Origin of the sequence: Serratia sp. BNK-4 (assembly GCF_048685115.1) — a bacterium.
Taxonomy (GTDB): Bacteria; Pseudomonadota; Gammaproteobacteria; order Enterobacterales; family Enterobacteriaceae; genus Serratia; species Serratia bockelmannii.
Window position 1 is genome coordinate 1,179,248 of the sequence record NZ_JBLQTM010000001.1, and the last position, 25,091, is coordinate 1,204,338.

Annotated in this window: 28 protein-coding genes; 11 read left to right on the top strand and 17 right to left on the bottom strand. The window is 60.8% G+C overall.

Annotation, left to right across the window (positions count from 1 at the left end; genetic code table 11):
* Positions 1–100: 100 nt before the first annotated feature.
* The gene (gene dps / locus ACMGGW_RS05745) at positions 101–604 is read right to left on the bottom strand and encodes a DNA starvation/stationary phase protection protein Dps (protein WP_025302086.1); all 504 of its coding nucleotides are present in this window, start codon (positions 602–604) and stop codon (positions 101–103) included.
* A gap of 357 nt (positions 605–961) precedes the next feature.
* Between dps and ACMGGW_RS05750 the strand changes: the two genes are divergently transcribed.
* Entirely contained in the window at positions 962–1,513 is a 552-nt protein-coding gene (locus tag ACMGGW_RS05750; protein WP_025302087.1) for an AAA family ATPase, read from the top strand.
* Here the strand turns inward: ACMGGW_RS05750 and nanQ are convergent.
* A complete protein-coding gene (gene nanQ / locus ACMGGW_RS05755; RefSeq protein ID WP_025302088.1) occupies positions 1,495–1,962 on the bottom strand; it encodes an N-acetylneuraminate anomerase in 468 nt (155 codons plus the stop codon). The two genes, ACMGGW_RS05750 and nanQ, sit on opposite strands and share 19 nt — an antisense overlap.
* Before the next feature lie 132 nt (positions 1,963–2,094).
* Positions 2,095–2,982: a threonine/homoserine exporter RhtA gene (rhtA, locus tag ACMGGW_RS05760; RefSeq protein WP_167324953.1), complete on the bottom strand. Its 888-nt coding sequence runs from the start codon at positions 2,980–2,982 to the stop codon at positions 2,095–2,097.
* A gap of 400 nt (positions 2,983–3,382) precedes the next feature.
* On the opposite strand from rhtA, the gene ompX reads away from it, so the two are divergent.
* Entirely contained in the window at positions 3,383–3,901 is a 519-nt protein-coding gene (gene ompX, locus ACMGGW_RS05765; protein ID WP_019454480.1) for an outer membrane protein OmpX, read from the top strand.
* A gap of 86 nt (positions 3,902–3,987) precedes the next feature.
* Here the strand turns inward: ompX and ACMGGW_RS05770 are convergent, their stop codons facing one another.
* Positions 3,988–4,971 (bottom strand): nitrilase family protein, encoded by a 984-nt coding sequence (locus ACMGGW_RS05770; RefSeq protein ID WP_197832351.1) that lies wholly within the window; start codon positions 4,969–4,971, stop codon positions 3,988–3,990.
* A 91-nt stretch (positions 4,972–5,062) separates the two neighbouring features.
* On the opposite strand from ACMGGW_RS05770, the gene ACMGGW_RS05775 reads away from it, so the two are divergent.
* Positions 5,063–5,935 carry a LysR family transcriptional regulator gene (locus ACMGGW_RS05775; protein ID WP_127146407.1) on the top strand — a complete coding sequence of 291 codons (873 nt, stop codon included), beginning with the start codon at positions 5,063–5,065 and terminating at the stop codon, positions 5,933–5,935.
* 4 nt (positions 5,936–5,939) lie between these two features.
* Here the strand turns inward: ACMGGW_RS05775 and ACMGGW_RS05780 are convergent, their stop codons facing one another.
* From ACMGGW_RS05780 to ltnD, 6 genes are all read right to left on the bottom strand, one after another.
* Complete coding sequence (locus ACMGGW_RS05780) at positions 5,940–6,470, bottom strand: GNAT family N-acetyltransferase (protein WP_025302092.1); 531 nt, start codon at positions 6,468–6,470, stop codon at positions 5,940–5,942.
* 63 nt (positions 6,471–6,533) lie between these two features.
* A complete protein-coding gene (locus tag ACMGGW_RS05785; protein WP_025302093.1) occupies positions 6,534–7,904 on the bottom strand; it encodes a GntP family transporter in 1,371 nt (456 codons plus the stop codon).
* Between the two features lie 104 nt (positions 7,905–8,008).
* A complete protein-coding gene (gene otnI, locus ACMGGW_RS05790; protein ID WP_025302094.1) occupies positions 8,009–8,785 on the bottom strand; it encodes a 2-oxo-tetronate isomerase in 777 nt (258 codons plus the stop codon).
* A 3-nt stretch (positions 8,786–8,788) separates the two neighbouring features.
* Positions 8,789–9,421 carry an aldolase gene (locus ACMGGW_RS05795; protein ID WP_038629064.1) on the bottom strand — a complete coding sequence of 211 codons (633 nt, stop codon included), beginning with the start codon at positions 9,419–9,421 and terminating at the stop codon, positions 8,789–8,791.
* Positions 9,418–10,677, bottom strand: a complete 1,260-nt coding sequence (otnK, locus tag ACMGGW_RS05800) for a 3-oxo-tetronate kinase (RefSeq protein WP_025302096.1) — start codon at positions 10,675–10,677, stop codon at positions 9,418–9,420. Before otnK ends, ACMGGW_RS05795 begins: the two co-directional genes overlap by 4 nt.
* Positions 10,677–11,591 (bottom strand): L-threonate dehydrogenase, encoded by a 915-nt coding sequence (ltnD, locus tag ACMGGW_RS05805; protein ID WP_025302097.1) that lies wholly within the window; start codon positions 11,589–11,591, stop codon positions 10,677–10,679. The genes otnK and ltnD overlap by 1 nt, the downstream gene beginning before the upstream one ends.
* 283 nt (positions 11,592–11,874) lie before the next feature.
* On the opposite strand from ltnD, the gene ygbI reads away from it, so the two are divergent.
* On the top strand, positions 11,875–12,645 hold the full coding sequence (ygbI, locus tag ACMGGW_RS05810) for a DNA-binding transcriptional repressor YgbI (protein WP_197832352.1): 771 nt from the start codon (positions 11,875–11,877) through the stop codon (positions 12,643–12,645).
* Positions 12,646–12,658: 13 nt separating this feature from the next.
* Here the strand turns inward: ygbI and ACMGGW_RS05815 are convergent, their stop codons facing one another.
* From ACMGGW_RS05815 to ACMGGW_RS05830, 4 genes are all read right to left on the bottom strand, one after another.
* On the bottom strand, positions 12,659–12,853 hold the full coding sequence (locus ACMGGW_RS05815) for a hypothetical protein (protein ID WP_154219752.1): 195 nt from the start codon (positions 12,851–12,853) through the stop codon (positions 12,659–12,661).
* Positions 12,854–13,140: 287 nt separating this feature from the next.
* Positions 13,141–13,908, bottom strand: a complete 768-nt coding sequence (locus ACMGGW_RS05820; RefSeq protein WP_025302099.1) for a molybdopterin-dependent oxidoreductase — start codon at positions 13,906–13,908, stop codon at positions 13,141–13,143.
* Entirely contained in the window at positions 13,901–14,506 is a 606-nt protein-coding gene (locus ACMGGW_RS05825) for a cytochrome b/b6 domain-containing protein (protein ID WP_025302100.1), read from the bottom strand. Before ACMGGW_RS05825 ends, ACMGGW_RS05820 begins: the two co-directional genes overlap by 8 nt.
* A 13-nt stretch (positions 14,507–14,519) precedes the next feature.
* Positions 14,520–15,146: a hypothetical protein gene (locus ACMGGW_RS05830; RefSeq protein ID WP_025302101.1), complete on the bottom strand. Its 627-nt coding sequence runs from the start codon at positions 15,144–15,146 to the stop codon at positions 14,520–14,522.
* Between the two features lie 140 nt (positions 15,147–15,286).
* Between ACMGGW_RS05830 and ACMGGW_RS05835 the strand changes: the two genes are divergently transcribed.
* Entirely contained in the window at positions 15,287–15,958 is a 672-nt protein-coding gene (locus ACMGGW_RS05835) for a heavy metal response regulator transcription factor (protein WP_021504273.1), read from the top strand.
* Positions 15,955–17,373 carry a heavy metal sensor histidine kinase gene (locus ACMGGW_RS05840; RefSeq protein WP_197832353.1) on the top strand — a complete coding sequence of 473 codons (1,419 nt, stop codon included), beginning with the start codon at positions 15,955–15,957 and terminating at the stop codon, positions 17,371–17,373. Before ACMGGW_RS05835 ends, ACMGGW_RS05840 begins: the two co-directional genes overlap by 4 nt.
* Positions 17,374–17,386: 13 nt before the next feature.
* Here the strand turns inward: ACMGGW_RS05840 and ACMGGW_RS05845 are convergent, their stop codons facing one another.
* Together ACMGGW_RS05845 and ACMGGW_RS05850 are read right to left on the bottom strand one after the other, a co-directional pair.
* Positions 17,387–18,853 carry a sensor histidine kinase gene (locus ACMGGW_RS05845; RefSeq protein WP_049203413.1) on the bottom strand — a complete coding sequence of 489 codons (1,467 nt, stop codon included), beginning with the start codon at positions 18,851–18,853 and terminating at the stop codon, positions 17,387–17,389.
* A gap of 3 nt (positions 18,854–18,856) precedes the next feature.
* Positions 18,857–19,570 carry a response regulator transcription factor gene (locus ACMGGW_RS05850; RefSeq protein WP_043137136.1) on the bottom strand — a complete coding sequence of 238 codons (714 nt, stop codon included), beginning with the start codon at positions 19,568–19,570 and terminating at the stop codon, positions 18,857–18,859.
* A gap of 150 nt (positions 19,571–19,720) precedes the next feature.
* On the opposite strand from ACMGGW_RS05850, the gene ACMGGW_RS05855 reads away from it, so the two are divergent.
* From ACMGGW_RS05855 to ACMGGW_RS05870, 4 genes are all read left to right on the top strand, one after another.
* On the top strand, positions 19,721–20,332 hold the full coding sequence (locus tag ACMGGW_RS05855; RefSeq protein ID WP_049208888.1) for a cytochrome b/b6 domain-containing protein: 612 nt from the start codon (positions 19,721–19,723) through the stop codon (positions 20,330–20,332).
* A 10-nt stretch (positions 20,333–20,342) separates the two neighbouring features.
* Positions 20,343–21,119 (top strand): molybdopterin-dependent oxidoreductase, encoded by a 777-nt coding sequence (locus ACMGGW_RS05860; RefSeq protein ID WP_049208887.1) that lies wholly within the window; start codon positions 20,343–20,345, stop codon positions 21,117–21,119.
* Positions 21,120–21,178: 59 nt separating this feature from the next.
* On the top strand, positions 21,179–21,469 hold the full coding sequence (locus ACMGGW_RS05865; RefSeq protein WP_049295260.1) for a pentapeptide MXKDX repeat protein: 291 nt from the start codon (positions 21,179–21,181) through the stop codon (positions 21,467–21,469).
* A gap of 64 nt (positions 21,470–21,533) precedes the next feature.
* Complete coding sequence (locus tag ACMGGW_RS05870; protein ID WP_004939115.1) at positions 21,534–22,004, top strand: YkgB family protein; 471 nt, start codon at positions 21,534–21,536, stop codon at positions 22,002–22,004.
* Positions 22,005–22,048: 44 nt separating this feature from the next.
* On the opposite strand, the gene ACMGGW_RS05875 is transcribed toward ACMGGW_RS05870, so the two are convergent.
* Positions 22,049–24,088, bottom strand: a complete 2,040-nt coding sequence (locus ACMGGW_RS05875; protein WP_004939112.1) for a choline transporter — start codon at positions 24,086–24,088, stop codon at positions 22,049–22,051.
* Between the two features lie 400 nt (positions 24,089–24,488).
* Here ACMGGW_RS05875 and betI point away from each other — a divergent pair, with 400 nt between their 5' ends.
* Entirely contained in the window at positions 24,489–25,091 is a 603-nt protein-coding gene (gene betI, locus ACMGGW_RS05880) for a transcriptional regulator BetI (RefSeq protein ID WP_025302109.1), read from the top strand.

A 25,091-nucleotide genomic window follows, 5' to 3' on the forward strand; every position in this document is an offset into this window, starting at 1 on the left:
GTTTTTTGCACAATTCAACGACCGCGCAAAAGAAAAAAGGCCGGGCGAAGCCCAGCCTGTTCTGCCCGGCACGACGGGCGGTCTGCAACGCGTTGCGGCGTTATTCGATATTGGATTCGATGAACCACAGGAACTTGTCCAGATCGCGCGATGCGGCGGTGAACATGTCGGCGGTGTCTTCATCTTCCACTTCGGTAATGGCCTTACGGATGTCATTCGCCACCGCGCCGTAGCGATCGGCCAGCGCTTTCAGGTGTTCTTGCACGCTGTGGATATTGGTCGGATAGCTTTTCAGCGGCGTCTGATCGTTAACGACCTGTACGGTGCCCAGCGCCACGCCGCCCAGTTGCACTACGCGCTCGGCGAAGGTGTCCTGATGCTCGATGATGGCGGTGCGGAAGCCGTCCAGCATTTCATGAACCGCGATGAAGTTCGCGCCGCGCATGTTCCAGTGCGCCTGTTTGGTGATCAACGAAAGATCGATAAATTGCACGACCTGATGGTTCAGCGCCTTGATGGCGGCCAGTTTGACTTTTTCGTCCAGATCGTTACGGGTATACAGCAGATCAGAAGATTTCGTTTTCACCAGTTTAGCGGTACTCATATCAGATATCCTCTTGATTAGTCGTTGTCCTATTTCGTTACGGGATCAATTATAGCAGGGGTATTTATTTTTGCCGTACGAAAATGGCTATTGCACAAATAGGCTTGGTCTAATGTCAATATTTTAATTTGGTTTGTGTTTCTATGTAATGCAATGAATTTAATTGCTATTTTTATTTTTTTTGTTATTGTTTTGGTTAGTGACGATTTATCCCTGTTATCTTATTTTCTGCGGATAGGCTGATTCGACTAAATATCCATATTGTTATCGTGCTGTTAATTGTAAGCCTATTCAGATTGATAGCCGTAATTGATGCGGTTAAAGTAAGGGAATTATCCCAGTTTTTATTGGCGAGTGATGAAAATTAACGTCGTCGGCACCAGCGGCAGCGGTAAAAGCACCCTGGCGCGTCAATTGGCGGAACGGCTTGACGTTCCCTATATCGAGATGGACAGCCTGTATTGGCGGCCCGAGTGGCAGGGTACGCCCGATGACGCGTTCCTGGCGCGGTTAGAGCAGACGCTGGCCGAAGCGGGAGGAGGCTGGGTGCTGGACGGCAACTACAGCCGCACGCAACCGATTAAGTGGCGCGAAGTCGATTATATCCTGTGGTTGGACTACGGCTTCTGCCGCACGCTGTGGCAGGCCGTGCGCCGGGCGTGCCGACGCGCGGCCAGCAAACGTGAGCTGTGGCCGGGCACCGGCAATCGTGAAAGTTTCCGCCGTTCTTTCTTCAGCCGTGAGTCGATCGTGCTGTGGACGATCCGCACTTACTCGAAGAACCGGCGAAAATACCTGGCGGAGATGGCCCGTACCGATGTAGGGCGCCATTTCAAGCGCTTGCGCTCTCCCCGCCAGGCCGCCGATTTTCTACGGGCGCTGCCGCAGGGTCACAGCAGTAGGCGGTGATGGATCCTCACCACCGCTTTCTTAATGTGCTGCGGGCGCTGCCATAGGCAGCCGGTCTTGTGCGGTTCCATCTGGAAAAAGATTGCGAACATACCGTGCGTCATGTGCAGCGTTTGCGGGTGACGTTTAATGTCCAGCAGCAGCAGATCGCTATTTTCCGCGTGGGGGTGTTCACGATGCCCGTTGCCCGCCAGGCCGTATTCGATTCGTTCTTCACCGGTGATCAGCAGATGCAGCGCGATGTATTCCTGATGCATTTCGGCGCGCTTTTCCGCCGCCGGCGCGGTGGTCAGCGTCATCACGTCCATAAAGATGTTGTCGCCGTCGATCGGGTGATGCCCCAGCGCCAGTTCGGGCAGGTCGCATCGGCGCAACTCGGTCAGGGTTGAAACCAGCGCCGGCGCGAGTCCGCGGCCGAAGCGTGGGTTGAACAGGCTGTTGTGAATCACTGTTATTCTCCATGTGAGCGAAAGTCCAAAGAGCCTGCGATACAGGCTAAGGGGAAGTATGCCGACTTGTCACGAGGAAAACAGTTAACCCGCCTGCATTCCGACGTTGCGGTCTGCAGGCGGGTCGGGCGATCAGGAAAGGCTTTCGAGGCGAGGTTTGGGGCGAATGGTGAGGGCGGAGCCCATGGAGGCGGCGATGATCGCCGCCAGCGCCAGCCATTGCACGCCGCTCAGGTGTTCGCCGAGGAACAGCATGCCGGATAACGCCGCCATCGCCGGTTCCAGGCTCATCAAGGTGCCGAAGGTGCGCGCCGGAATTTTGGGCAGCGCGATGATCTCCAGCGAATAAGGCAGCGCGGTGGAGAGGATGGCTACCGCCAGGGCTATCGGCAGAATCTCAACGTTGAACAGCACGCTGCCGGTTTGCCAGGCGCCGATCGGGCAGAACACCAACGCGGCGATCAGCGAGCCGAGCGCCACCGTGCCGGGGCCGTGATCGCCGCCGGCCTTCTGGCCGAAGATGATATAGACCGCCCAGCAGGCGCCGGCGCCAAGCGCGCAGGCGGCACCGAAGGGGTCTATCCCGCCCACGCCGTGGCCGAGCGGCAGCAGGAACCATAATCCGGCGATCGCCAATGCCACCCAGAGGAAGTCGAGCGGCCGCCGCGAGGAGAACATGGCCACCGCGAGCGGGCCAGTAAACTCCAGCGCCACGGCGATGCCGAGCGGCACGGTGCGCAGCGACAGGTAGAACAGGTAATTCATCGCGCCGAGCGACAGGCCGTAAATCAGTAGCGGCAAGCGGCTACCGGCGGCGATGCGCATACGCCATGGGCGGAAGATAATGAACAGAATCAGGGTGCCGATGAAAAGACGCAGCGTCGTAATGCCTTCCGCACCCACGATCGGGAACAGGCTTTTGGCCAACGAGGCACCGCTCTGGATAGACACCATGGCGATGATTAACAGACAGATAGGCAGCAGCGCGGAGGGCGCTCTGCCGGAAGTAGATAACGACATCCTTAACGGGCCTTTTATGCGCCGTTCCTCAGCCTTGAGAAAACGGTCGAAACGGGGATGCGAGCAGTGTAAATGAAATGGCGAAAATCTGTCTGAGAAAAGCGCGCATCGCGGTGAAATCCACCGATCCTCGGATGAGATGGGGTGGATTTGGTCAAAAAGTGCGCTTTTTCTTAAGAATTATCTGGATATTAAATTGGTGATTTTTGTCACAGAAAGCCGTAGAATATGGCCGAAAATAGAGCGAAAAGAAGCAGATACACTGTTCTTGAAATCTTCTGTTACACGATATAAAGCATTAGACACTCATTTCAAGGCAGAGTTTCACGCTAATTTTTGTTATATTTTCAAAGCATGAACAAATGGATGTACTTAATAATAAAACGCGTTTGAGGTGGTTATGAAAAAAATTGCATGTCTTTCCGCAGTAGCAGCTTGCGTATTAGCAGTTAGCGCAGGTACCGCATTCGCTGGTCAGAGCACCGTATCCGCTGGCTATGCGCAGGGTGATTTCCAAGGCGTTGCTAACAAGGCCGACGGTTTCAACCTGAAATACCGTTACGAGTTCGACAACAACCCACTGGGCGTAATCGGTTCCTTTACCCACCTGGAAAAGGACGGTTCTCAGGACGGTTTCTACAACAAAGCTCAGTACAACTCTATCTCTGCCGGTCCAGCATACCGCATCAATGACTGGGCGAGCATCTACGGTCTGGTTGGTCTGGGTTACGGTAAATTCACTACCAACGCTCAGAACGGTACTTCTCGTCACGATACCGCTGACTACGGCTTCACCTACGGTGCCGGTCTGCAGTTCAACCCAATCGAGAACGTTGCCCTGGATGTCGGTTACGAGCAGAACCGCATTCGTAGCGTTGACGTTGGCACCTGGAACGTTGGCGTAGGCTACCGCTTCTAAGTGTGTTCGTGCCTGAGGGCATGAACCTGCGGCAGCTTTTGTCGCACCGATAAAAAATCCGCCTCCGGGCGGATTTTTTTTATCTGTTATCGGCTGCCGCGCCCCGTCGGCTGTGTCGAAAAGCGCGCGTTGCGGGCATCGCGTTCATAGCCTTGCGGTTCGGTCAACAACCCGTACAGCTCGGGGCGGCGTCCGTAAATCCAGCGGCGGCCGGTGCTGAGCGGGATCAGCGTCAGATCGAGATCGGCGCTGACCAGCCGGTCTTCCGCCGCCCAGGTCTCCGCTACGATGCGGCCGTAAGGATCGAGGATCATCGCGTTGCCGGTGCGTATTTCATCGTCATCTCGGCCCACGCCGTTGCTGAACAGCAAGAACAGCCCGTTGTCGTGAGCGCGCGATGGCAGCCAGCGCATTAGCCAGCCGCGGCCGTGTTCGCCGCGAAAGGCGGCTTCTATCGCCTGCGGATCTTCCACCCGCCGCTGCCACAGCGCCTGCGGGATCGGCTTCATGCCGTGCGGGCTGCGCGAATGGGTGCCGCCGGTCTGGTGCGGGGCGATCAGCACGTCCGCGCCCAGCAGCGCCGTTGCGCGCACATTCTCCACCAGATTGTTGTCCCAGCAGATCAATACGCCCACGCGTACGCCCCAGGGGGTATCGAACACCGTATAGCGGTCGCCGCTGGCGATAGCCGGGTGCTCGAAGGCGTGCAGTTTGCGGTGCACATGCAGTTCGCCGTCCGGCAGACAAACGGCATAGGCGTTGTAACACCGGCCATCATCGCCCAGCTCGATCAGCCCGACGCCAATCGCCATGTTGTAACGCTCAGCCAGCGGGCGAATGCGCGCCAGCGAGGGGCTGCTCACGATCGGCTCCGCCAGCGCCCGCACTTCGGCGTCGGACAGATGGCGCACGTGCCAATAGCCGGTGACGCACATTTCCGGGAAGGCCAGCAGCTGTACCTGCTGCTCGGCCGCCTGAGCGATAAAGCGCTCCATGGTCGACAGGTTGTAATTTTTATCGTTGGCGCGATGCTGGAATTGCACCGTGGCGGCGCGTAATGAGATGGTCATGTTGTCTCTCCGGTTAGGGTCTGCGTTGATTACAGCAGGCGAATTGATTACTGTATAATCAATTAAATTCCCTATTCGATAACTTAATGGAATGGATATAAAACAACTGCGCGCCCTGGTGGCGCTGGCCGAACAGGGCAACTATCGTCAGGCGGCGAGCCGGCTATGCATCAGCCAACCGGCGCTGAGCAAGCAAATTCAGGCGCTGGAAACCCAGCTCGGCGTTCGATTGTTCGAGCGTGGCCGACAGGGGGCGGTGCTCACCGCCGGCGGGCAGCGGCTCTATCCGGAGGCGCAGGTGCTGGTGGCGCAGTACCAGCAGTTTCAGCAGCGCGCTCGGCGGGTGGCGCTCGGGGAAGCGGGGCGGCTGTCGCTGGGATTTGGCCTTTCTAGTTTTCATCTGGCACCGCAACTGGTGGCCGCCTTTCGCCAACGGTTCCCCGAGGTAGCGATCGGCCTGGAAGACTTGCCGTCCGAACGCCAGTATCAGCTGTTGCTGCAGGGAGAGTTGCAGGCGGGGTTCGTGCGCTTGCCGGTCAATACGCCGCTGTGCGGCGTCGCGTTGTTGAGCGATCGGTTGGTGCTGGCTGCGCCGGGTGCGCTGGCGCTACGTGCCGACGACCTGATGGCGCGTTTCAATCTGCTGCCGCTGTTGCAGTTGACGCCGAAACGCGGGCGCGGGCTGAGCGATCAGTCGCTGCGGTTTATCGCCGCTCACCGGTTGACGCCGAACGTGGTGCAGCAGGCCGGTGATATCCAAACGTTGTTGGCGCTGGTCGCCGCCGGCGTCGGTGTCGCGCTGCTGCCGCACAGCATCACGCATATCGCGCCGGCCGGCATCGACATTTTACCGCTGAGCGGCGAGGAGACGGAGTGGCAGGTCGGTATCGCCTGGGATCCGCAGCGCACCGACGCGCTGCGGGACAACTTCATTCAGACGGCGTTGGCGGTGCAACGCGCTTAGGTATTCAAAGCGGGCAATGCATCACCACGATCGGGCTCTGGTGATACTCGCTGCGGTGGCTTTCGCTGAAGCCGACCTTTTTCGCCAACGCCAGCGAAGCCTGGTTTTCAGGCGAGATGATGCAGACGGTTTTTTCCCCCGGCAGGTGCGTTTTCCCCCAGGCCAGCGCCGCCCGCAGCGCCTCGGTGGCATAGCCTTTGCCGTGCGCCGAACTCACCAGCGTCCAGCCCATCTCCGGCGCATCGAGCGCTGGGGTGATGTCGCGCAGGAAGTCGGAGAAGCCGATGCTGCCGAGATACTCGCCGCTCTGTTTGTCACGCACCGCCCAATACCCGTACCCCAACAGCGCCCAGTGGCCGACGTAGCGCATCAGGCGCCCCCAGGAGTCTTCTCGGTCGCGCGGGGTGCCGCCGATATAGCGTACCACCAGCGGATCGGCCCACAGAGCGGCCAGCGAGTCGAAGTCGTCCAGCGTGTGTGCGTCCAGCCGCAGGCGTTCGGTGACAAGCGTTGGCGCGGTGTTGATTACGGTCATGTTGCTGCTCCTGCACAGGGTGAAAGGCGATGAAAAACAACGGCGTTCAGTATGCCAGAGAAATCACACCGTCAGCCACAATAGCCAGGTGAACAGAAAGCCGCTCAGACCGAGCAGGGTGGTCAGCACCGTCCAGGTCTTCAGGCCATCGGCCACCGACAGCCCCAAATAGCGCGTGACGATCCAAAAACCGGAGTCGTTGACGTGGGAAAGCCCCAGCCCGCCAAAACAGGTCGCCAACGTCACCAGCACCAGCTGCAGCTGATTCAGCCCGCTGACCGCTTCCGACAACAGGCCACCGGTGGTCAGGATCGCCACGGTGGCGGAACCCTGTGAAGCGCGCAGCGCCAGCGAAATGATAAAGGCGGCGGGTACCAGCGGCAGGCCGATGGCCGTCAGTACTTCGGCCAGCGCCTTGCCGACGCCGGATTCCACCAGCACCTTGCCGAACACGCCGCCCGCGCCAGTCACCAGGATCACCACCGCGGCGGTCGGCAGCGCGGCGCCCATCACGTCGCTGGCGTGTTGCAGGCTCCAGCCGCGGCGCAGCGCCAGGAAATAGAAGGCCAGCAGCAGGGCTATCATCAGCGCCACCGCCGGCGAGCCCAGCAGAGACAGCGCATCGCGCAGCGCCGAACCAGCCGGCAACAGCGTGGCGGAGACGGTGCCGAGCATGATGATGGCGATCGGGATGACGATCAGCGCCGCCACCAGGCCGGCGCCAGGCGGGTTGATGCGATCGCTGAGGGGCGCTTGCCCTTCCGGACGCGGCTCCGGCGCCGCCAGCTGCAGCTGTTCCAGCACCTCTATCGATAATGGATAGGTTTTGCGGTTGAGGTAGTTGGCGGCGAAATAGCCGATCACGCCGACCGGGATACAGATCGCGAGGCCGATGATGGTCAGCCAACCGATGTCGGCGTTGAGCAAGCCGGCGGCGGCGACCGGGCCGGGGTGTGGCGGTAGCGCGACGTGTACCGTCAACATCACGCCGGCCATCGGCAGGCCGAACTTCAGCGGTGACACTTTGGCGACCTTGGCGAAGCCGTAAATAATCGGCGCCAGAATGATAAAGCCGACGTCGAAGAACACCGGAATGCCGAGGATAAATGCAGCGAGGGTCAGCGCGGCGACGGTATGTTTCGGCCCCAGCCCCTGGCTGAAGCGCTGCGCCAGCGACTCGGCGCCGCCTGAGTGTTCGATCATGCGCCCGAGCATCGCCCCCAGACCGATGATGATGGTCACCGAGCCGAGCACGCCGCCCATCCCGGCGGTCATTACTTTCATCACTTCACCGGTCGGAATGCCGCTGGCCAACGCCACCAGCAGACTGACCACCAACAGCGCGACAAAGGGCTGCACCTTCGCCTTAATCACCATCAATAACAGCAGCACCACGCCGAGTACGGCAATCAGCAACAGCAGAGAGGTAGACATGAAAAAGCCTTTCGTTGGGTAAGCGTTGGCACCGCGATCGCCGCGTGGCGATACGGGTGCGTTTCATTGTTATAAAATCGATTTCCTGGTGTCGGCGTGCGGCTTTAGCGGTAAGGCTTCAGCCAGCCGAGCCCGGCGGCGGTGTCGCCGCGCGGGCGGTATTCGCAACCGATCCAGCCCTGATAGCCGAGCGCATCCAGCTTGTCGAACAGCCACGGGTAATTCAGTTCGCCCTCGTCAGGCTCATGGCGATCCGGCACCGAGGCTATCTGGATATGCGCGTAGCGCCCGGCCAGCGTCTCCAGCAGCCCGCTGATATTGCCGTCCACCAACTGCGCGTGGAAAAAGTCGAACTGAATGAACACGTTCGGTCTTTCGATCGCCGCCACCGCTTCCGCCGCCTGATGTTGACTGGCGAACAGGTAGTCGGGCTTGACCGGCGGGCTGAGCGCTTCGATCAGCACCTTGACGCCGTGCGGGGCGAAGGCGTCGGCGGCATAGCGCGCATTGGCGATAAAGGTGTCGAGATAACGCTGTCGATCAGCGCCCGCGGGCACTACGCCGGCCATCAGGTGCACGCAGGGGCAGGAAAGGGCGATGGCGTAGGCCAGCGCGCGATCGATATCGGCGCGCGCATCCCGCTCGCGGCCCGGCAGCGCCGCCAGCCCCCACTCGCCGGTGGCGGCATCACCGGGCGCGGTGTTGAACAGCACCTGTTGCAGGCCGTGTTCGCGCAGCTTCTCGGCCAACAGCTCCGCGGGATGCTCGTAAGGGAACAGGAATTCCACCGCGTTGAAGCCCTGTGCGGCAGCGGCGGCGAAGCGATCGAGGAATGGCACCTCAGTAAACATCATCGACAAATTGGCGGCAAATTTAGGCATGGTTCAGCTCCGTAATTCGGCAATTTCATCATCGGTCAAATAGCGGATCGGACGATCGCCGAGGGTGAAGATCAGTCGCGCCGCATCTTCCATCTCTTCGGCATTGTCCGCCGCCGCTCGCAGGTCTTTACCGGTCACCACCGGCCCGTGGTTGGCCAGCAAAAAGGCACGGTGGGTCGGCGCCAGGCGGGCCAGATCCTGTGCCAGCCTTTCGTCGCCGGGCCGGTAGTAAGGCACCACCGGCACCTTGCCGACGCGCATCACCACATAGGGGGTGAACGGTTTGATGGCGTTGTCGGCGTCCAGCCCCTGCAGGCAAGAGAGCGCCGTGAGGTAGGTGCAATGCAAGTGCACTACCGCTTTGCATTCCGGGTTGTTCAGATAGAGCGCCCGATGAAAGCTGATCTCTTTCGACGGTTTGTCGCCGGAGAGCCAGTCGCCGTTCAGGCTCACTTTAGACAGGCGGTCGGCCTGCAACTCGCCGAGACAGGAGCCGGTCGGCGTCGCCAGCAGCGCGCCGTCCGGCAGCAACAGCGAGAGGTTGCCGGCAGAGCCGGTGGCGTAGCCGCGTTGGAAAAACGAGGCGCCAAGGCGCACCATCTCTTCACGCGCCTGCTGTTCGGTGGTCATGCTCATACTGAAAACTCCGTTTGCGCGCGTGAGAAGAAGGCTTCATCGCCAAAATTGCCTGATTTCAACGCCAGGGAAATGGCCCGATCGCTGGCGCGCACCCAGGGAACGCCGGGGGAAATGCTGGGGCCGATATGGAAGCCGCGAATGCCCAGCGCCTGCGTGACCACGCCGGAGGTTTCGCCGCCGGCGACGATAAAGCGGTTGAACCCCAACTGATGCAGTTGCATCACCAGTTCGGCGAACAAGGCTTCTACCGCTTCGCTGGCGGCGGCGCCATGCCGTTGTTGCGTTTGCTGCAGCGACTCCGGCGATGCAGTGGCGTAGATCAGCGGGGCAAGCGCTTCCCCGGCATGGCGCTGCGCCCAATGCGCCAACTCGGCGGCGTAGGCCGCTCGCGCCTGCGGATCGAGACAGCGGCCGATATCGATGGCCTGCGCCGCCGCGCGTTCACGGTAGTGCGCCACCTGCCGGTTGGTCATCACAGAACACGAGCCCGACAGCACCGCCGCTTTTTCCCCCTGCGGCGCACCGGCCGCCTCTGCCGAACGTTCGCCATTCTGCGCCCATTGACGCGCCAGGCCGATCGCCAGGCCCGAACCGCCGGTCACCAGCTTCATCGTTTTCAACGCTTCACCCTGGGTGAGCAGATGCCGTTCGTTGAGCGTATCCAGCACTGCGTAGCGCACGCCGTCCTGCGCCAATTGCTGCAGCTTCTCGCTGACCGCCTCGGCGCCGCGATCCATTTCTGCCGCCGTCACCAGCCCACAGCGTCCGGTGGCCTGGGATTCCATCAGGCGAAGCAGGTTGCTGTCGGTCATTGGCGTGACCGGGTGATGACGCATGCCGGACTCAGACAGCAGCTGTTCCCCGACGAACAGGTAGCCCTGATAGACCGTGCGGCCGTTTACCGGCAACGCCGGTGAGACAACCGTGAAATTTTCTCCCAGCGCGGCGAGCAGAGCATCGGTCACCGGGCCGATATTGCCCTGTGCGGTGCTGTCGAAGGTGGAGCAGTACTTGAAGTAGAAGTGACGGCAGCCCTGTTCTTGCAGCCAGGCCAGCGCCTGCAACGACTGTTCGACCGCCTGCTCTGCCGGGCAGGAACGCGATTTCAGGCTAATGACCGCCGCCTGTGCGTTTATTTGCGTTTCGTCTTGCGGCACGCCATTCAGCTGCACCGTCGGCAGGCCATTTTGCACCAGAAAACTGGCGATGTCGGTCGCGCCGGTAAAGTCATCCGCGATTACGCCAAGCAGCATCAGAGCGCCTCCTTTTTTTGCGGCAAATCGATGCCGGCAAAGATTTTGATCACCGCACTGTCGTCTTCTTTACCGTAGCCGGCGTTGCTGGCGGCGGTAAACATGGTGAAGGCGGTGGAGGCCAGCGGCAGCGGGAAATGCAGCGCCTTGGCGGTATCCGCCACCAGCCCCAGATCCTTGACGAAGATATCCACCGCCGATTTGGGCGTATAGTCGCCGTCGACCACGTGGCGCATGCGATTTTCGAACATCCAGGAGTTGCCGGCGGCGTGGGTGACCACGTCGTACATCACGTCCAGCGGGATGCCGGCGCGGGCGGCCAGCGCCATGGCTTCCGCACCGGCGGCGATGTGTACGCCAGCCAACAGCTGGTGGATGATTTTTACCGTCGCGCCCAGGCCGATCGTTTCGCCGATGCGGTAAACCTTGCCGGCGATGGCGTCCAGCACGGGTTGCAGGCGCGCGAAGGTGGCGTCTGCGCCGGCGGCCATCACCGTCATCTGGCCTTCCTCTGCCTTGGCCGCTCCGCCGGAAACCGGCGCATCCAGCATCGGCAGCCCGTAGTCCAGCAGCCGTTGCTCGATCTGTTTGGCGTCATCAGCGGAAATGGTCGAACAGACCATCACCGCGGTGCCTGGCTTGAGCTTTGGCGCCAGGCCTTGTTCGCCGAACAGGATCTGCTTCACCTGGGCGGCGTTCACCACCAGCAGCAGCACGGCGTCCAACTCGGCGGCGAAGTCGCACGCGCTGGGGGACGTTTGCTTCGCGCCGGCCTGTTGCAGCGCCGCCAGCGCCTGCGGATTCAGGTCCGCCCCGTAGGTGGTCAATCCGGCGCGGAGGCACGAGCGCGCCGCGCCCATGCCCATCGCCCCCAGCCCGATGACGCAAACGGCATAATTCCCTGGGTGTGTCATACTGCACTCCTGTTAATTTTAGTGATAATTTGTTTTGTTGTGTTAAATGTAAGCGCTTAGTGGCCGTTTATCCGCGATCGATATCACAATAATTAACAATGTGTGAAACGAATTTTTCGGGTGATTTCTGGTCCGTATCAACATTACTATTATGTTTTTAAATAAGTTTATGTTTACCTGACCTAACTGCGCGCGCCGTCACGCCGCGAAAAATTAGGGCTATCGGCGAACGAAAATTGACGTAAAATCACAATTATTATCACCGCAGCAACGAGAGGGAACCGTGATACCTGTAGAACGCCATCAACAAATTCTTGCGCTGGTATCCGAACGCGGCGTCGTCAGCATTGCCGAGCTGACCGAACGGCTGGGGGTGTCGCACATGACGATCCGCCGCGATTTGCAAAAGCTGGAGGAACAGGGCGCGGTGCAGTCGGTCTCGGGCGGCGTGCAGGCGCCTGAGCGGGTGGCAAGCGAACCTTCGCACCAGGCCAAAGAAGGGATGTTCAGCCGGCAGAAAATCGCCATTGGCCGGCTGGCGGCGCGGCAAATTCCCGCCAACAGCTGTATTTATCTGGATGCCGGTACCACCACGCTGGCGCTGGCGAAACAGATCGGTGAACGTGAAGATTTGACGGTGGTGACCAACGACTTTGTCATCGCCGGGTTCCTGATAGAGCATAGCCAGTGCCGAATCATCCACACCGGCGGCACCGTGTGCCGGGAAAACCGTTCCTGCGTTGGCGAAGCGGCGGCGCAGGCGCTGCGCGGTCTGTTTATCGATCTGGCGTTTATCTCCGCCTCTTCGTGGAGCATGCGCGGCCTGTCGACGCCGAACGAAGACAAGGTGATGGTGAAGAAGGCCATCGTCGAGGCCAGCCGCCGCCGCATTCTGCTCAGCGATACGTCCAAATACGGCAAGGTCGCGACCTACCTGGCGCTGCCGATTGCTGCCTTTGACGCTGTCATTACCGACGAGGGGGTGCCCGCCGCCGCGCGGGAGGCCATTGAGCAAGCGGGGATTGCATTGCTGACGGCGGGAGAAGAAGAATAAGGACGAACCGGAATCAGGATGAAAGTTCGGTATCGATGCTACGTGCGGGCGGTTCACTGGCTTCAACGCCGCCGCGTTCACGCCATTCGCGGCGCCTTTGTTCAGCCCATTCTTCGTGGAAGGCTTGCATCTCTTTTTGGTGCCGTTCCTTCATGCTCATAGGGATTGGGTGGGATTCTGCCGTTAACAGGCGGGATTTCGATGACATATAATCCGTCCTCAATAAGCGCTTGGTTGTACAAATAATGTACGCGATGCGCGTGTTTTTTCAAGAGCGAGCCGTAAATTCTGGCTAGCGCTGGCCTGAGCGGTACGCTGAAAACCAATCCTCCGTGACAGGTCGCGCATTGATCTCCCTCACATCAATATCCATGATAAAATCCATTTTACTATTATTTTTCCTATAGTTATCCCCTTTGTGACGAACAGATTATTAACCGCGGCGGAGACGATCCTCCAGCCGCCGATGAAAGTTGTGCGCAGCACCGCGCAAAACTAAATGCCGCTGAACCAGTTGTAGCCCTGATCTTCCCAATACCCGCCTGGATTGACGTCGCTGACGAAGATCGCGGCGATATGTTTGGCGTTTTTGAACCCCAGTTTGGTCGGCACGCGCAGCCGCAACGGGTAGCCATAGTCAGCCGGCAGCGCCTTGCCGCCGAAATCCAGCGCCAAGATGGTCTGCGGGTGCAGCGCGGTGGCCATGTCGAGGCTGGCGTAGTAACGATCGGCGCATTTGAAGCCGACGTAACCGGCATTCAGATCCGCGCCGACGTGCTGCAGAAAGGTGCGCAGCGGCACGCCTCCCCATTGACCAATGGCGCTCCAGCCCTCAATGCAGATCAGACGCGTGATCTGGCTTTGCTGCGGCAGCCGCTGCAGCTGTTCCAGCGTCCAGGGGGCTTTTTTCTCCACCTTCCCCGCGACTTCAAGCCGGTAGCCGGCGAGATCGATCTCGGGGACGTTGTATTCCGGGTAAAACGCGTTGAAGGGGAAAGGGTGGGTGATCTGGTCCGGCCGGTAAGTTTGCGCCAGCCGCTGGCCGCTGAACAGCCAGGCCTGCACCCGGTCGTTCCAGCGTGACATGGCCCACAGCACCTTATCCACCCGATCGCCGTCTTGCAGGTTGCAACCGGTGAGCATGGCGATGCCGCCCAGTGTCAACCCGGAGCGCAACATCAGGCGGCGCTGCAGATTGACCAGCTGCTTTTTTTGGTCCGGTTCCAGTTTTGGCGCGGTTGCCCGCGGTTTTTTCTCATTCATGTTTGCCACCCGTTATCATCGCCCACAGGGTTTTGGGCACGACAGCCACCATAAAGACGTGGATCGCCACAAACAGGCCAATGCCGGCCATGGCGAAGAAATGCACGTAGCGCGCGAAATCGAAGCCGCCAAACAGGGCGACCAATCCCTGCAGCTGAACCGGCTTCCAAATCACCAGGCCGGACAGCACCAGTAATAGCCCCAGCGCCAGTACGCCGAGGTACATCAGTTTCTGAATGGCGTTATAGCGGCCATGCCGGTGGCGCAGGCGCAGCGTCAACGCCAGCCAGATATCCTGCCGCAGCGCGCCGAGGCGAAGCGGCAACAGATCGCGGCGAAAATGACCGCTGAACAGGCTCCACAACAGATAGCAGACGGCGTTGAGCGCCAATAGCCACATCACCGCCAAATGCCAACCAATCGCGCCGCCCAGCCAACCGCCCAGCGTCATCTGCGGCGGAAAGCGGAAATCGAACAGCGGCGAGGCGTTGTAGATTTCCCAACCGCTCATGAACATGCACACCATGGCGAACAGGTTGATCCAATGAGTGATTCGAACCGGCCAGCGATGCACCGGCGGCGACGCGTTGGTCTTCATGGCTTTCCTCCGGTTACATCGGCGGCACAGTGCCGTCTTTGCCGGCGGAAATGCGGGTGGCGATGCGTTCGCCCTTATCGTCGGCGGCGGAGAACAGCACGATGTGCACGCCCGGTTTCAGCAGGCTCAGATCGCCCGGATCCAGCGTCACGATCGGCACGTCTTCCGGCACGACGACGGTTTTCTGCTGGTTGCCGTAGGTGACGGTCAGGGTGCGGCCGTTGGATTTCACCAGTTTACCGACGGTGCCGTTGGTCATGGTGTCCACTTTGCCGTCGGCGGATTCCCAGGCCGAGTGCCCTTCGCCGGTGCCGCGCAGGCTGGCGGCGAACACGTGCACTTCCAGCGCTTTGAGCGTGCCGTCCGGCTGCGGCACGGCGGCGGTGCCGATAAAGCTGTCCGGTTTGATATCGTCCAGCGTGGCTTTGGAAACGCTGAGCACTTTGGTCTGATCGTTCAGCTTGACGCTGAGTGTCTCGCCCTTGCGGTCGGTCAGCTGCAGATTGCCGTCGGCAACCTGCGTGATGGTGCCGCGCAGCGGCGCAATCACCTTGCCCGGCGGTTGGGCGGCGGCGGCCAATCCGCTGGAAAGCAGTAACGTGGACAACAGTAAACCGGCTATACGATGACGGGTAATCATAACGTTCTCCTGAAATGAGTTTGCCGGTTAAGCATGGTTGACCTACTGGGTCAGCGCCATGGCCGTTTGATGACATTAATGTCATCAAGTTTGTCCGCCGAAGCTGCTAGTATTTTTGCAGACGTAACGAGGTGGTGAGCATGCGAATACTGGTAGTTGAAGACGATATCGGCACAGGGGATTACCTGAAGAAAGGGCTGGGGGAAGCGGGCTACGGCGTCGATTTGGCGCGCACCGGCACCGACGGGCTGTTTCGCGCGTTGGAGCAGGACTACGATGCGATCGTGCTCGATGTGATGCTGCCGGGGCTGGACGGTTGGCAGATCATCGAGGTATTGCGCAAGAAAAGCGACGTGCCGATCCTGTTTCTCACCGCCCGTGATGGCGTGCAGGATCGCATCCACGGCCTGGAGCTGGGCGCGGACGACTATCTTATCAAGCCGTTTTCCTTTACCGAGTTGGTGCTGCGTTTACGCACCTTGCTGCGCCGCGGGCCGGCGCGCGAAGCCGATCATTACGCTATCGCCGATCTGCAGCTGGACGTGCTGCGCCGTCGGGCGGTGCGCCAGGATCAGGTGATCCCGTTGACCAACAAGGAATTCATGCTGCTGCACCTGCTGGTGCGGCGCGAGGGCGAAGTGCTGTCGCGTACGCAGATCGCCTCTCAGGTGTGGGACATGAATTTTGACAGCGACACCAATGTGGTTGACGTGGCGATCAAACGCCTGCGCGCCAAAATCGACCGGCCGTTCGACGTCAAGCTGATCCACAGCGTGCGCGGCATCGGCTATGTCTGCGAGCCACGCTCGTGAGCGGGCGCACGTCACGTCGGCCGGTGTCGCTGACGCTGCGCACCGCTACGCTGTTCGCGCTGGTGGCCGCGTTGGTGGTGAGCGGGACAGGCGGGTATCTGTTTAGCGCCATGCGCCAGGAAATGACGCTGCGCAGCGATCTGCAGGTGACCGGGCGCGTAGAGTATTTCCGTCATTTACTGGGGCAGCGCTTTCCTTTGGCGCGCCTGACCGCCAATAACGGCCTGTTTGAAAACATGCTGGGCAATGAACAGGACGTGCTGATTTTCCAAATCCCGGGGCAAAAACCGCTCATCAACGTGAACCCCGCCAGGGTGGCCCTGCCGCCGATCGCGCCGACGCCGCCTGAACAGGCGCAGACGCTGGCCGCCGTGCGTGGCGGAGAAACGGCGCAGGGGGTGCCGCTGCGCGCCGCTTCGGCGATGGTGCGTCTGGAAGACGGCAGCCTGTTGCAGATCTCCGCCGCGCATGTGATGGCCAACGAGCAGAAGATGCTGGCGCGTTACCTGTGGCGCATCGTCGCGGCGGTCGCGGTGGCTTTCCTGCTGATTGCGCTGCTGGGCTATGGGGTCATGCGGCGGGGATTGAAGCCGTTATGGCGCATGGCGGCGCAGGCGTCGCAGATTGCGCCCAACACGCTGTCGACACGCCTCAGCGAGCAGGGGGCGCCGAAGGAGTTGCAGCAGCTGACCCGTTCGTTCAATGCGATGCTCGATCGGTTGAATGAAGGCTATCAGCGGCTGACGCAATTTTCCGCCGATCTGGCCCATGAGATCCGCACGCCGGTAGGGGCGTTGATGGGCCAGTGCCAGGTGGCGCTTTACCAGCCCCGCAGCGTGGAGGAGTACGAAACCCTGCTGTCGAACAATATGGATGAGCTGGAGCGCATTTCCCGCATGGTGGAAAACATTCTGTTTCTGGCGCGCGCCGGCGAGGCGCAGTCTGCGCTGAACTACAGCCGCCTGGAGGTGGCGCTGGAGCTGCGGCGGGTGGCGGATTATTTCGAAGGGCTGGCGGAAGAACGCGGCATTGCGTTGAGCTGCGAAGGGGAAGGCGCGCTGGAGGCGGACGCGATGTTGTTCCAGCGGGCGCTGAGCAACCTGGTGGCCAACGCGGTGCGTTATGCCGACGAAAACAGCCTGATCGTCCTGCGGGCTGAACGGCGCGCCGATGCCTGGTGGGTGCAGGTCATCAATCAGGGGAAGCCGATCGCGCCGGCACAGTTGGAAAAATTGTTCGATCGTTTCTATCGCGCCGATCCCGCACGCAGCGCCGGCAATCATGCCAGTGGGCTGGGGCTGTCTATCGTGCGCGCCATCATGACGCTGCACGGCGGTGAGGTGCGCGCCGAATGTATCGGGCGCGCGCCTGTCGCCAACATCCTCTTCAGCCTGCGGTTCCCGATCGCACAATAACCGTTGTGCCGTGTTAACGCGGCGGAATGGCGAAGCGGAAGCAGGCGCCGCTTTGCGCTTGTTCGATCAGCTGAATATCGCTGTCGTGCAGCTGCAGAATACGCCGCACGATCATCAACCCCAGTCCGCCGGAAGGGCGCCGGGCGCCGCTCAGGACAGACGGGCGCACGAACAGATCGGCGCGCAGCGTCTGCGGAATGCCGGGGCCGCTGTCGCTGACCTGGACCATGACCCGATCGTCCTGCCGCCACAGCCGCACGCCGATGTCGCCGCCGGGCGGCGTATGGCGAATGGCGTTGTCCAACAGGTTGGTCAGCACCCGCTCAATCATGCTGAGATCGGCGAACACCGGCGGAATGCCGGGAGCGATGTCGGCGTGCAGCCGCTGGTTGCGCGCCTCTGCCGCCAGCTCGAACTTCTGGAACACGTCCTGCAACAGCTCGCTGAGGGAGAAGGGCTCTTTCTGCGGCTTCACCACGCCATACTCTAATCGAGCCAGCTCGAACAGCTCCTGCGCCAGCTTGCCCACCTTGCGGCTTTGCGCCAGCGCGATCTCCAGATAGCGCCGCCGATCGGCTTCGCTCAGGGTGGCGGCCTTAACCGACAGCGTCTCCAGATAGCCATGCAGCGAAGTGAGCGGGGTGCGCAGATCGTGCGAGACGTTGGCGATGAATTCACGCCGCAGCCGATCCTGCTGCGCCAGCGTTTGCCACTGTTCGGCCAGGCGCTGCGCCATGCGGTGGAAGGCCTGTTGCAGCTGGCTGACTTCGTCGCGCCCGGCCCGTACCGCCGGCAGCGCCGCGTAGGCCTGCACCGCTTCGATGCCGCCGCTGTCCAGCGCACTGACCTGCCGGGTCAGGCGACGGATCGGGCGCGTTACCCAATAAAACGCGAAACCGCCGGCCAGCAGGCTGAACAGCACCATCAACCCAGAAGTCCACAGCGCCATCCTGACCGCCGAGTTGAACTGGGCGTTGCTGGCCAGCGCCGTGTACTCTTCGCCGAGCAAGACCACGTACAGATAGCCTTCGACCCGGCCGTCGACCTTCAGCGGCGCGACGCTGAACACCTTGCGCCCGTCCGCGCTGCGCGGATCGTCGCCATACACCGGCATCTGCGCGCCCTCGAGCAGCGCCTGCAGCGGCGCCAGCGCGACCCGCTGCCGCTTCAGATGCCCGGCCGGCGCGGCATTGCCGATAATCGCGCCCTGTTTGTCGAGCAGGTAAACCTCCACGCTGGGGTTCACCGCCATCAGCTGGTCGAACAGGGTATGCACCGCCTGCGGATCCGGCCCGTTCACTCCCAGCAGCGGATTGCTGTCGGCGATATGCTGCGCCAGGTTGCCTGACAGGCGCTGGATCACTGCCTGGCTGTACTGGGTGCTGCTGCGTACCTGCATCCAGCCGGAAAAGGCGCAGCCGATGACGATCAGCAGCGTGAAGATCAGCGTGAGGCGTTGCGCTAACGTAAGGTTTTTCATGGCTCACTCATGCGGCGTGGCCGCGAATTTATAGCCCATGCCCCACACCGTGAGGATGCGCTCGGGTTCCGCCGGGTTGCGCTCGATCTTGATGCGCAGCCGGTTGATATGGGTGTTGACGGTGTGCTCATACCCTTCGTGCTGATAGCCCCAGACCTGATTCAACAGGCTGAGGCGCGAGAACACCTGGCCCGGATGGCGGGCGAAAAAGTACAGCAGGTCGAATTCGCGCGGCGTCAGCTCGACCGGCTGCTGATGCAGGTGCACTTCGCGGGCGATGGGGTCGATGGTCAGATCGTTGAAGCTGAGCACGCCGGCGTCCATGCGCAGGTTGCGGCTCATCGCCTCCTGGCGGCGAAACAGCGCCTTGACTCGTGCCACCAGCTCCAGCATGGAGAAGGGTTTGGCCAGATAGTCATCGGCACCCAGTTCCAGCCCCAACACGCGGTGCACCTCGCTGGAGCGCGCGCTGGTGATGATGATCGGCGTGTAGCGCGTCATGGTGCGCGCCCGGCGGCAAATCTCCAATCCGTCCACGCCCGGCAGCATCAGATCGAGGATGAGGGCATCCCAGCCGCCCTGTTCCAGCATCGCCATGCCCTGATTGCCGTCGGCGGCGTGGCTGATGGCGTAACCCTCGTCACGCAGATGCAGCTGCAGCAGCTCGGCGATGTCGCCGTCGTCCTCGACGATCAAAATTCGTTTTGGCTTGTCCATTCTCATTACCGCTGATTGCCCGATCCTCTCTGAAGTCTACACAACCCCCACCGGTGGAGTTATCACATTTTATTTAACTTTGCGTGAGGTCTTGGGGAACAAATCCGGGGAATACTCGACTCATCGCATCGTTAGCTGGCAGGAATCGTTATGAGCCTCACTCTCACTCCGGAACAACGACAGACCGTACATCCGCTGTGGCTGCGGTTGACGCATTGGCTGAATGCGCTGGCGATGCTGATCATGGTGACCAGCGGCTGGCGCATCTACAACGCTTCGCCGCTGTTCAACTTCAGCTTTTTCAACGAGCTGACGCTCGGGGGCTGGTTGGGCGGCGCGCTGCAGTGGCACTTTGCCGGCATGTGGCTGTTTGGCATCAACGGGCTGTGCTACCTGCTGCTGAACCTCACCAGCGGGCGCTTCAAACGCAAGTATTGGCCGCTCAGTCCGAAACAGTTTCTCGCCGATATAGGCGCGGCGCTGCGCGGCAGGCTGCAGCATGCCGATCTGCGCCACTACAACATGGTGCAGCGCGTGGCCTATCTGTCGGTGATGATCCTCGGCGTGCTGAGCGCGCTGTCCGGGCTGGTGCTGTGGAAATCGGTGCAGTTTCCGCTGCTGCGCACGCTGCTCGGTGGCTATGAGGCGGCGCGTTATATCCACTTTTTCGCCATGTCGGCGCTGGTGGCCTTCGTCGCGATCCACCTGGTGATGGTGGCGCTGGTGCCGCGGACGCTGCTGGCCATGCTGCGCGGGCGTTAAGGAGTTCACGATGAAAAAGGATAAACAGATCATGACGATCGGCGAAGGGCAGGCGATCGTCAAAGAAGCGCAGCGGCTGTTGAGCGCGCCTTCGCGCCGCCGCTTTTTGCGCAATGGCCTGACGCTGGGCGGCATCGCCATGCTCACCGGCTGCGATCTCAGCGACAACGCCAACGTCGAGCAGGCGCTAAGCCGCATTTCGCGCCTCAATGATCGGGTGCAGGGCTGGCTGTTCAACGGCGATCGCCTGGCGCCGGTCTACCCGGAATCGATGATCACCCGGCCGTTCCCGTTCAACGCCTTTTACGCCGAGGAGGACGCGCCGGACATCAACGGCGACGACTATCGGCTGGAAGTGGCGGGGTTGGTGCAGGACAAGCGCGCCTGGAGCCTGCCGCAGCTGCATCGGATGGCGCAGGTCAGCCAGGTGACGCGCCATATTTGCGTTGAGGGTTGGAGCGCCATCGGCAAGTGGGGCGGTGTGCCGTTCGCCACCTTTCTCAAGGCGATCGGCGCGGATCTGAGCGCCCGCTACGTCAGCTTCAAATGCGCCGATGACTACTACACCAGCATCGACATGGCCACCGCGCTGCATCCGCAGACGATTATCGCGCTGACCTACGACGGCCAGATCTTGCCGCGCAAGTACGGCTATCCGATGAAGCTGCGCATGCCGACCAAGCTGGGCTACAAGAATCCGAAGCACATTCAGGTGATCGAGGTCACCAACCGCTTCCCGGGCGGTTACTGGGAAGATCAGGGTTACAACTGGTTTGGCGGCAGCTGAGGCGGCCGCCGGCCATTCTCCGGCACTCCGGTGCCTTTGACATGACGGAAGGAAATACCATGAAAAAGTTATTCGCAATGATGATGTGCAGCGCGCTGATGCTGGGTGTGGCCGGCGCCAACGCCGCGGACGGCATGAGCAAAGACGCGATGAAAAAGGACGGCATGAGCCAGATGTCGCACGACGGCATGGCGAAAGATGGGATGAAGAAAGAGTGCATGGGCAAGGCGTGCATGAAGAAAGACAAGATGGGGAAAGACGCCATGAAAAAGGATGGCATGGCGAAAGACGGTATGGCCAAAGATGGCATGAAGAAAGACGAGATGAAAAAGGACGCGATGGGGCAGTAAGCCGCCGCACCCCGCGGTCGCAAGCGGCAAACCGCGGCGGCCGCGGGCAACATAAGGAGAGAGGATGATGCTGGCGACATGGCTGCGGCGCTTTCGGCGCTCGAACGGGGATGTTATCTTTATGCGTGCGGCGTTGGTGGTGATCTTCGCCGCCTTCGGCTACGCCAAATGGTTTGATTACGAAGCGCAGGGGTTAGTGCCTCTGATCGGTAACAGCCCGCTGCTGAGCTGGATGCATCAGGCGTTCGGCATTCGCGGCGCCAGTTATGCATTGGGCGTCGCCGAATGGAGCTTCGGTTTACTGTTGCTGGCGGGGTTCTGGTCGCGGCGGCTGGGTTTGCTGGGGGCGATCGGATCGACGGTGACCTACCTGACCACGCTGACGCTGATCTTTTCCACGCCGGGTGCCTGGGAGCCCTCCGCCGGCGGTTTTCCCGCCATGGCCGGGGCCACCAGTTTTTTAATTAAGGATCTGGTGTTGCTGGCCGGTTCCCTGGTGCTGCTGAAGGCCGATTTACCGGCCGAGCAGGCATAAAAAAGGGCGTAGCCTGGCTACGCCCTGTGGTTATTTCTCGGCCATCACATATCCGGGAAGGTCAGGGTGCCCCCCGGCGCCTCGCGATGAATGTGCAGGAAGTTCAGGTGCTTCTCGTACTGGTCGAGAATGTCACCAATCACCTGTTCCTTGCTGTAGTCCATCAGGTCGTTGCCCTGGGTGCCTTCCATCAGGAAGGTTTCCAGCCGGTAGTAGTGCGATTTACCGGAGCGGGCGCGGTAGGTGAAGCCCGGCACCGAGTAGCGCATCGGCCAGATCTGATAGATGAAGTTCTGTTCCTCGCCCAGGTGCACCAGCAGTTCCAGGTGGTTCAGGCGCTCGTCTTCGGTCGGCGGCACTTCACTGAACTCCACTTTCGCGCCGCGCAACTCCAGCTCGCGCGCCACGTCCTGCATCGCCGGGCGGCAAACCTTATCCAGCATTTTCTGCGTGTACTGCGTGCCCGGGTAGTTCATCACCCGCGACAGACGCTGTTTCCAATTGAGCACATCGTGGCTGGAGACCGGCACCGGCGCCAGGGTGCTGAGCGCGCTGGCCTTGCGGTAGTCTTCCACCCGCAGCGATTTATACAGCCCGGCCATCACGAAGAAGATCACGAAGCTGAACGGCAGGCCCATGATCACCGTGGTTTTCTGCAGCGCCGGTACGCCGTCGGTCATCAGCATGCCGATGGTCAGCAGGCCGATGGCCACCGACCAGAAAATCCGCAGCCAGTTCGGTGCATCATTATTGATATCGGCCAGGCGCGAGGTGAAGTTACCCAGCACCAGCGAGCCAGAGTCCGCCGAGGTGACGTAGAACAGCAGGCCGGTGATGGTGGCCACCGAGGCGCTGAAGGTGAAGCCGGGGTATTGCGCCAGCAGGCTGTAGAAGCCGCGTTCCGGGAACTGCATCACTTCCTGAGCAAACTCGGCGTTGCCGTGGATGATCTGGTACAGCGCGCTGTTGCCGAAGATAGACAGCCACAGCAGGGTAAACACGAACGGTATGATCAGCGTGCCGACCACGAACTGACGAATGGTGCGCCCGCGCGAGATGCGCGCCAGGAACAGGCCGACGAACGGCGACCACGCCACCCACCAGGCCCAGAAGAACAGCGTCCAGTTGTTCATCCACTCCACCGGCCGATCGAAGGCGAAGCTGTTGAGCGTCATGCCCATAAAGCGGTTGACGTAATCGCCGACGTTGAGCACCAGCGCGTTGAGCAGGAACTCGGTGTCGCCGAAGAACAGCACGAATAGGATCAGGCCCAGCGCCAGCAGCACGTTTAGCTCGGACAGGATGCGGATGCCCTTGTTGACGCCGGAAGTCACCGAGATGGTGGCCATAATCACCGACAGCAGGATCAGCGAGCCCTGCACCGTCAGGTTTTCTGGGATCTCGAACAACACCTTAAGGCCGTAGTTGAGCTGCACCACGCCGATGCCCAGCGTGGTGGCGATGCCGAAGATGGTGCCGAGCACCGCGGCGATGTCCACGCTGTGGCCGATCGGGCCGTTGATGCGCTTACCGAAGATCGGGTACAGCGCCGAGCGGATGGTCAGCGGCAGATTGTAGCGATAGCTGAAGTAGCCGAGGGCGATGCCCATCAGCGCATACATCGACCAGCCGGTCAGGCCATAGTGGAACAGCGTCCAGACCATTGCCTGGCGCGCGGCCTCCAGCGTTTGCGCGTCGCCTTCCGGCGGCATCATGTACTGGGTCACCGGCTCGGCGACCGAGAAGAACATCAGGTCGATGCCGATGCCGGCGGCGAACAGCATCGCCGCCCAGCTCATCAGGCTGAACTCCGGTTTGGACTGTTCCGGCCCGAGCTTGATGGAACCGAAGCGCGAGGCGGCGATAAACACCACGAACACGATGTACAGCGTCGCCGCCAGCAGGTAGTACCAACCGAAGGTGGTCGACACCCAATTCAGCGTGCGGGTGATCCACTGCCCGGAGAAGTCGGTGAAAAAGATGGTCATCAGCGAGAAGGCCAGGATCAGCCCCGCCGAGGTGAAGAAAACCACAGGGTTGAGGCGGTCCTGCTGCGGTTTGGAGGAGGTTTCGCGTGTTGTCATCGTCATCCTCTGAACTGAGTAAAATCGTGCCGCTCCGCATTTCGGGGCGCGTTGGCGCCGCCGGAAAACGGGCGAATGAAGGCGGCGACCATCCCCATGGGAATGGCCTGAAAAACGCCGCTTTCGCCTGTTGCTGAAGCACCGGAGCGCTTCGTGGTGGGAACCGCTTACAGCCACTGATTTTGGTCAGATTCGTTAATTACCTCACAAAAATCAGCCAGTTCCACAACCAGATAGTACAAATTTTTAACCAGGCGGCAATAAAATATATGCAATTTTTATTGAACGTTCAATCAAAAAAAAGTTTAATAGTCCTCATGATGACCTGAATCACGGGCGAAACGGCAGTGAAATTTGCCCGCTGAGATAAGGCCGAAGTCGGTTTTGTGAGAGTCGAAATATGCCAAAGGTAGGAATGCAGCCAATCAGAAGGCAGCAGTTGATTGATGCCACGCTCGCCGCGGTAAACGAAGTGGGAATGCATGACGCCACCATCGCGCAGATCGCGCGGCGGGCCGGCGTTTCCAACGGCATCATCAGCCATTATTTCAAGGACAAGAACGGCCTGCTGGAAGCCACGATGCGCTATCTGATCAGCCATCTGGGCGAGGCGGTGAAGCTGCGGTTGCAGGCGCTGACCGATAACAGCCCGGCGGCGCGGCTGCAGGCGATCGTCGCCGGCAACTTCGACGACAGCCAGATCAACAGCGCGGCGATGAAGACCTGGCTGGCCTTTTGGGCCAGCAGCCTGCACCAGCCGCAGCTCAACCGGCTGCAACAGGTGAACGGCCGCCGGCTTTATTCCAACCTGTGCGCCGAGTTTCGCCGCGTTATGCCGCAGCCGCAGGCGCGGTTGGCGGCCAAGGGGCTGGCGGCACTGATCGATGGGCTGTGGCTGCGCAGCGCGCTGCGCGGCTCGGCGTTCAATCAGTCGCAGGCGTTGACGCTCACGACCGAATACATCACGTTCCAACTCCGGGGGCAAACGCCGCCCGGAGGTTAA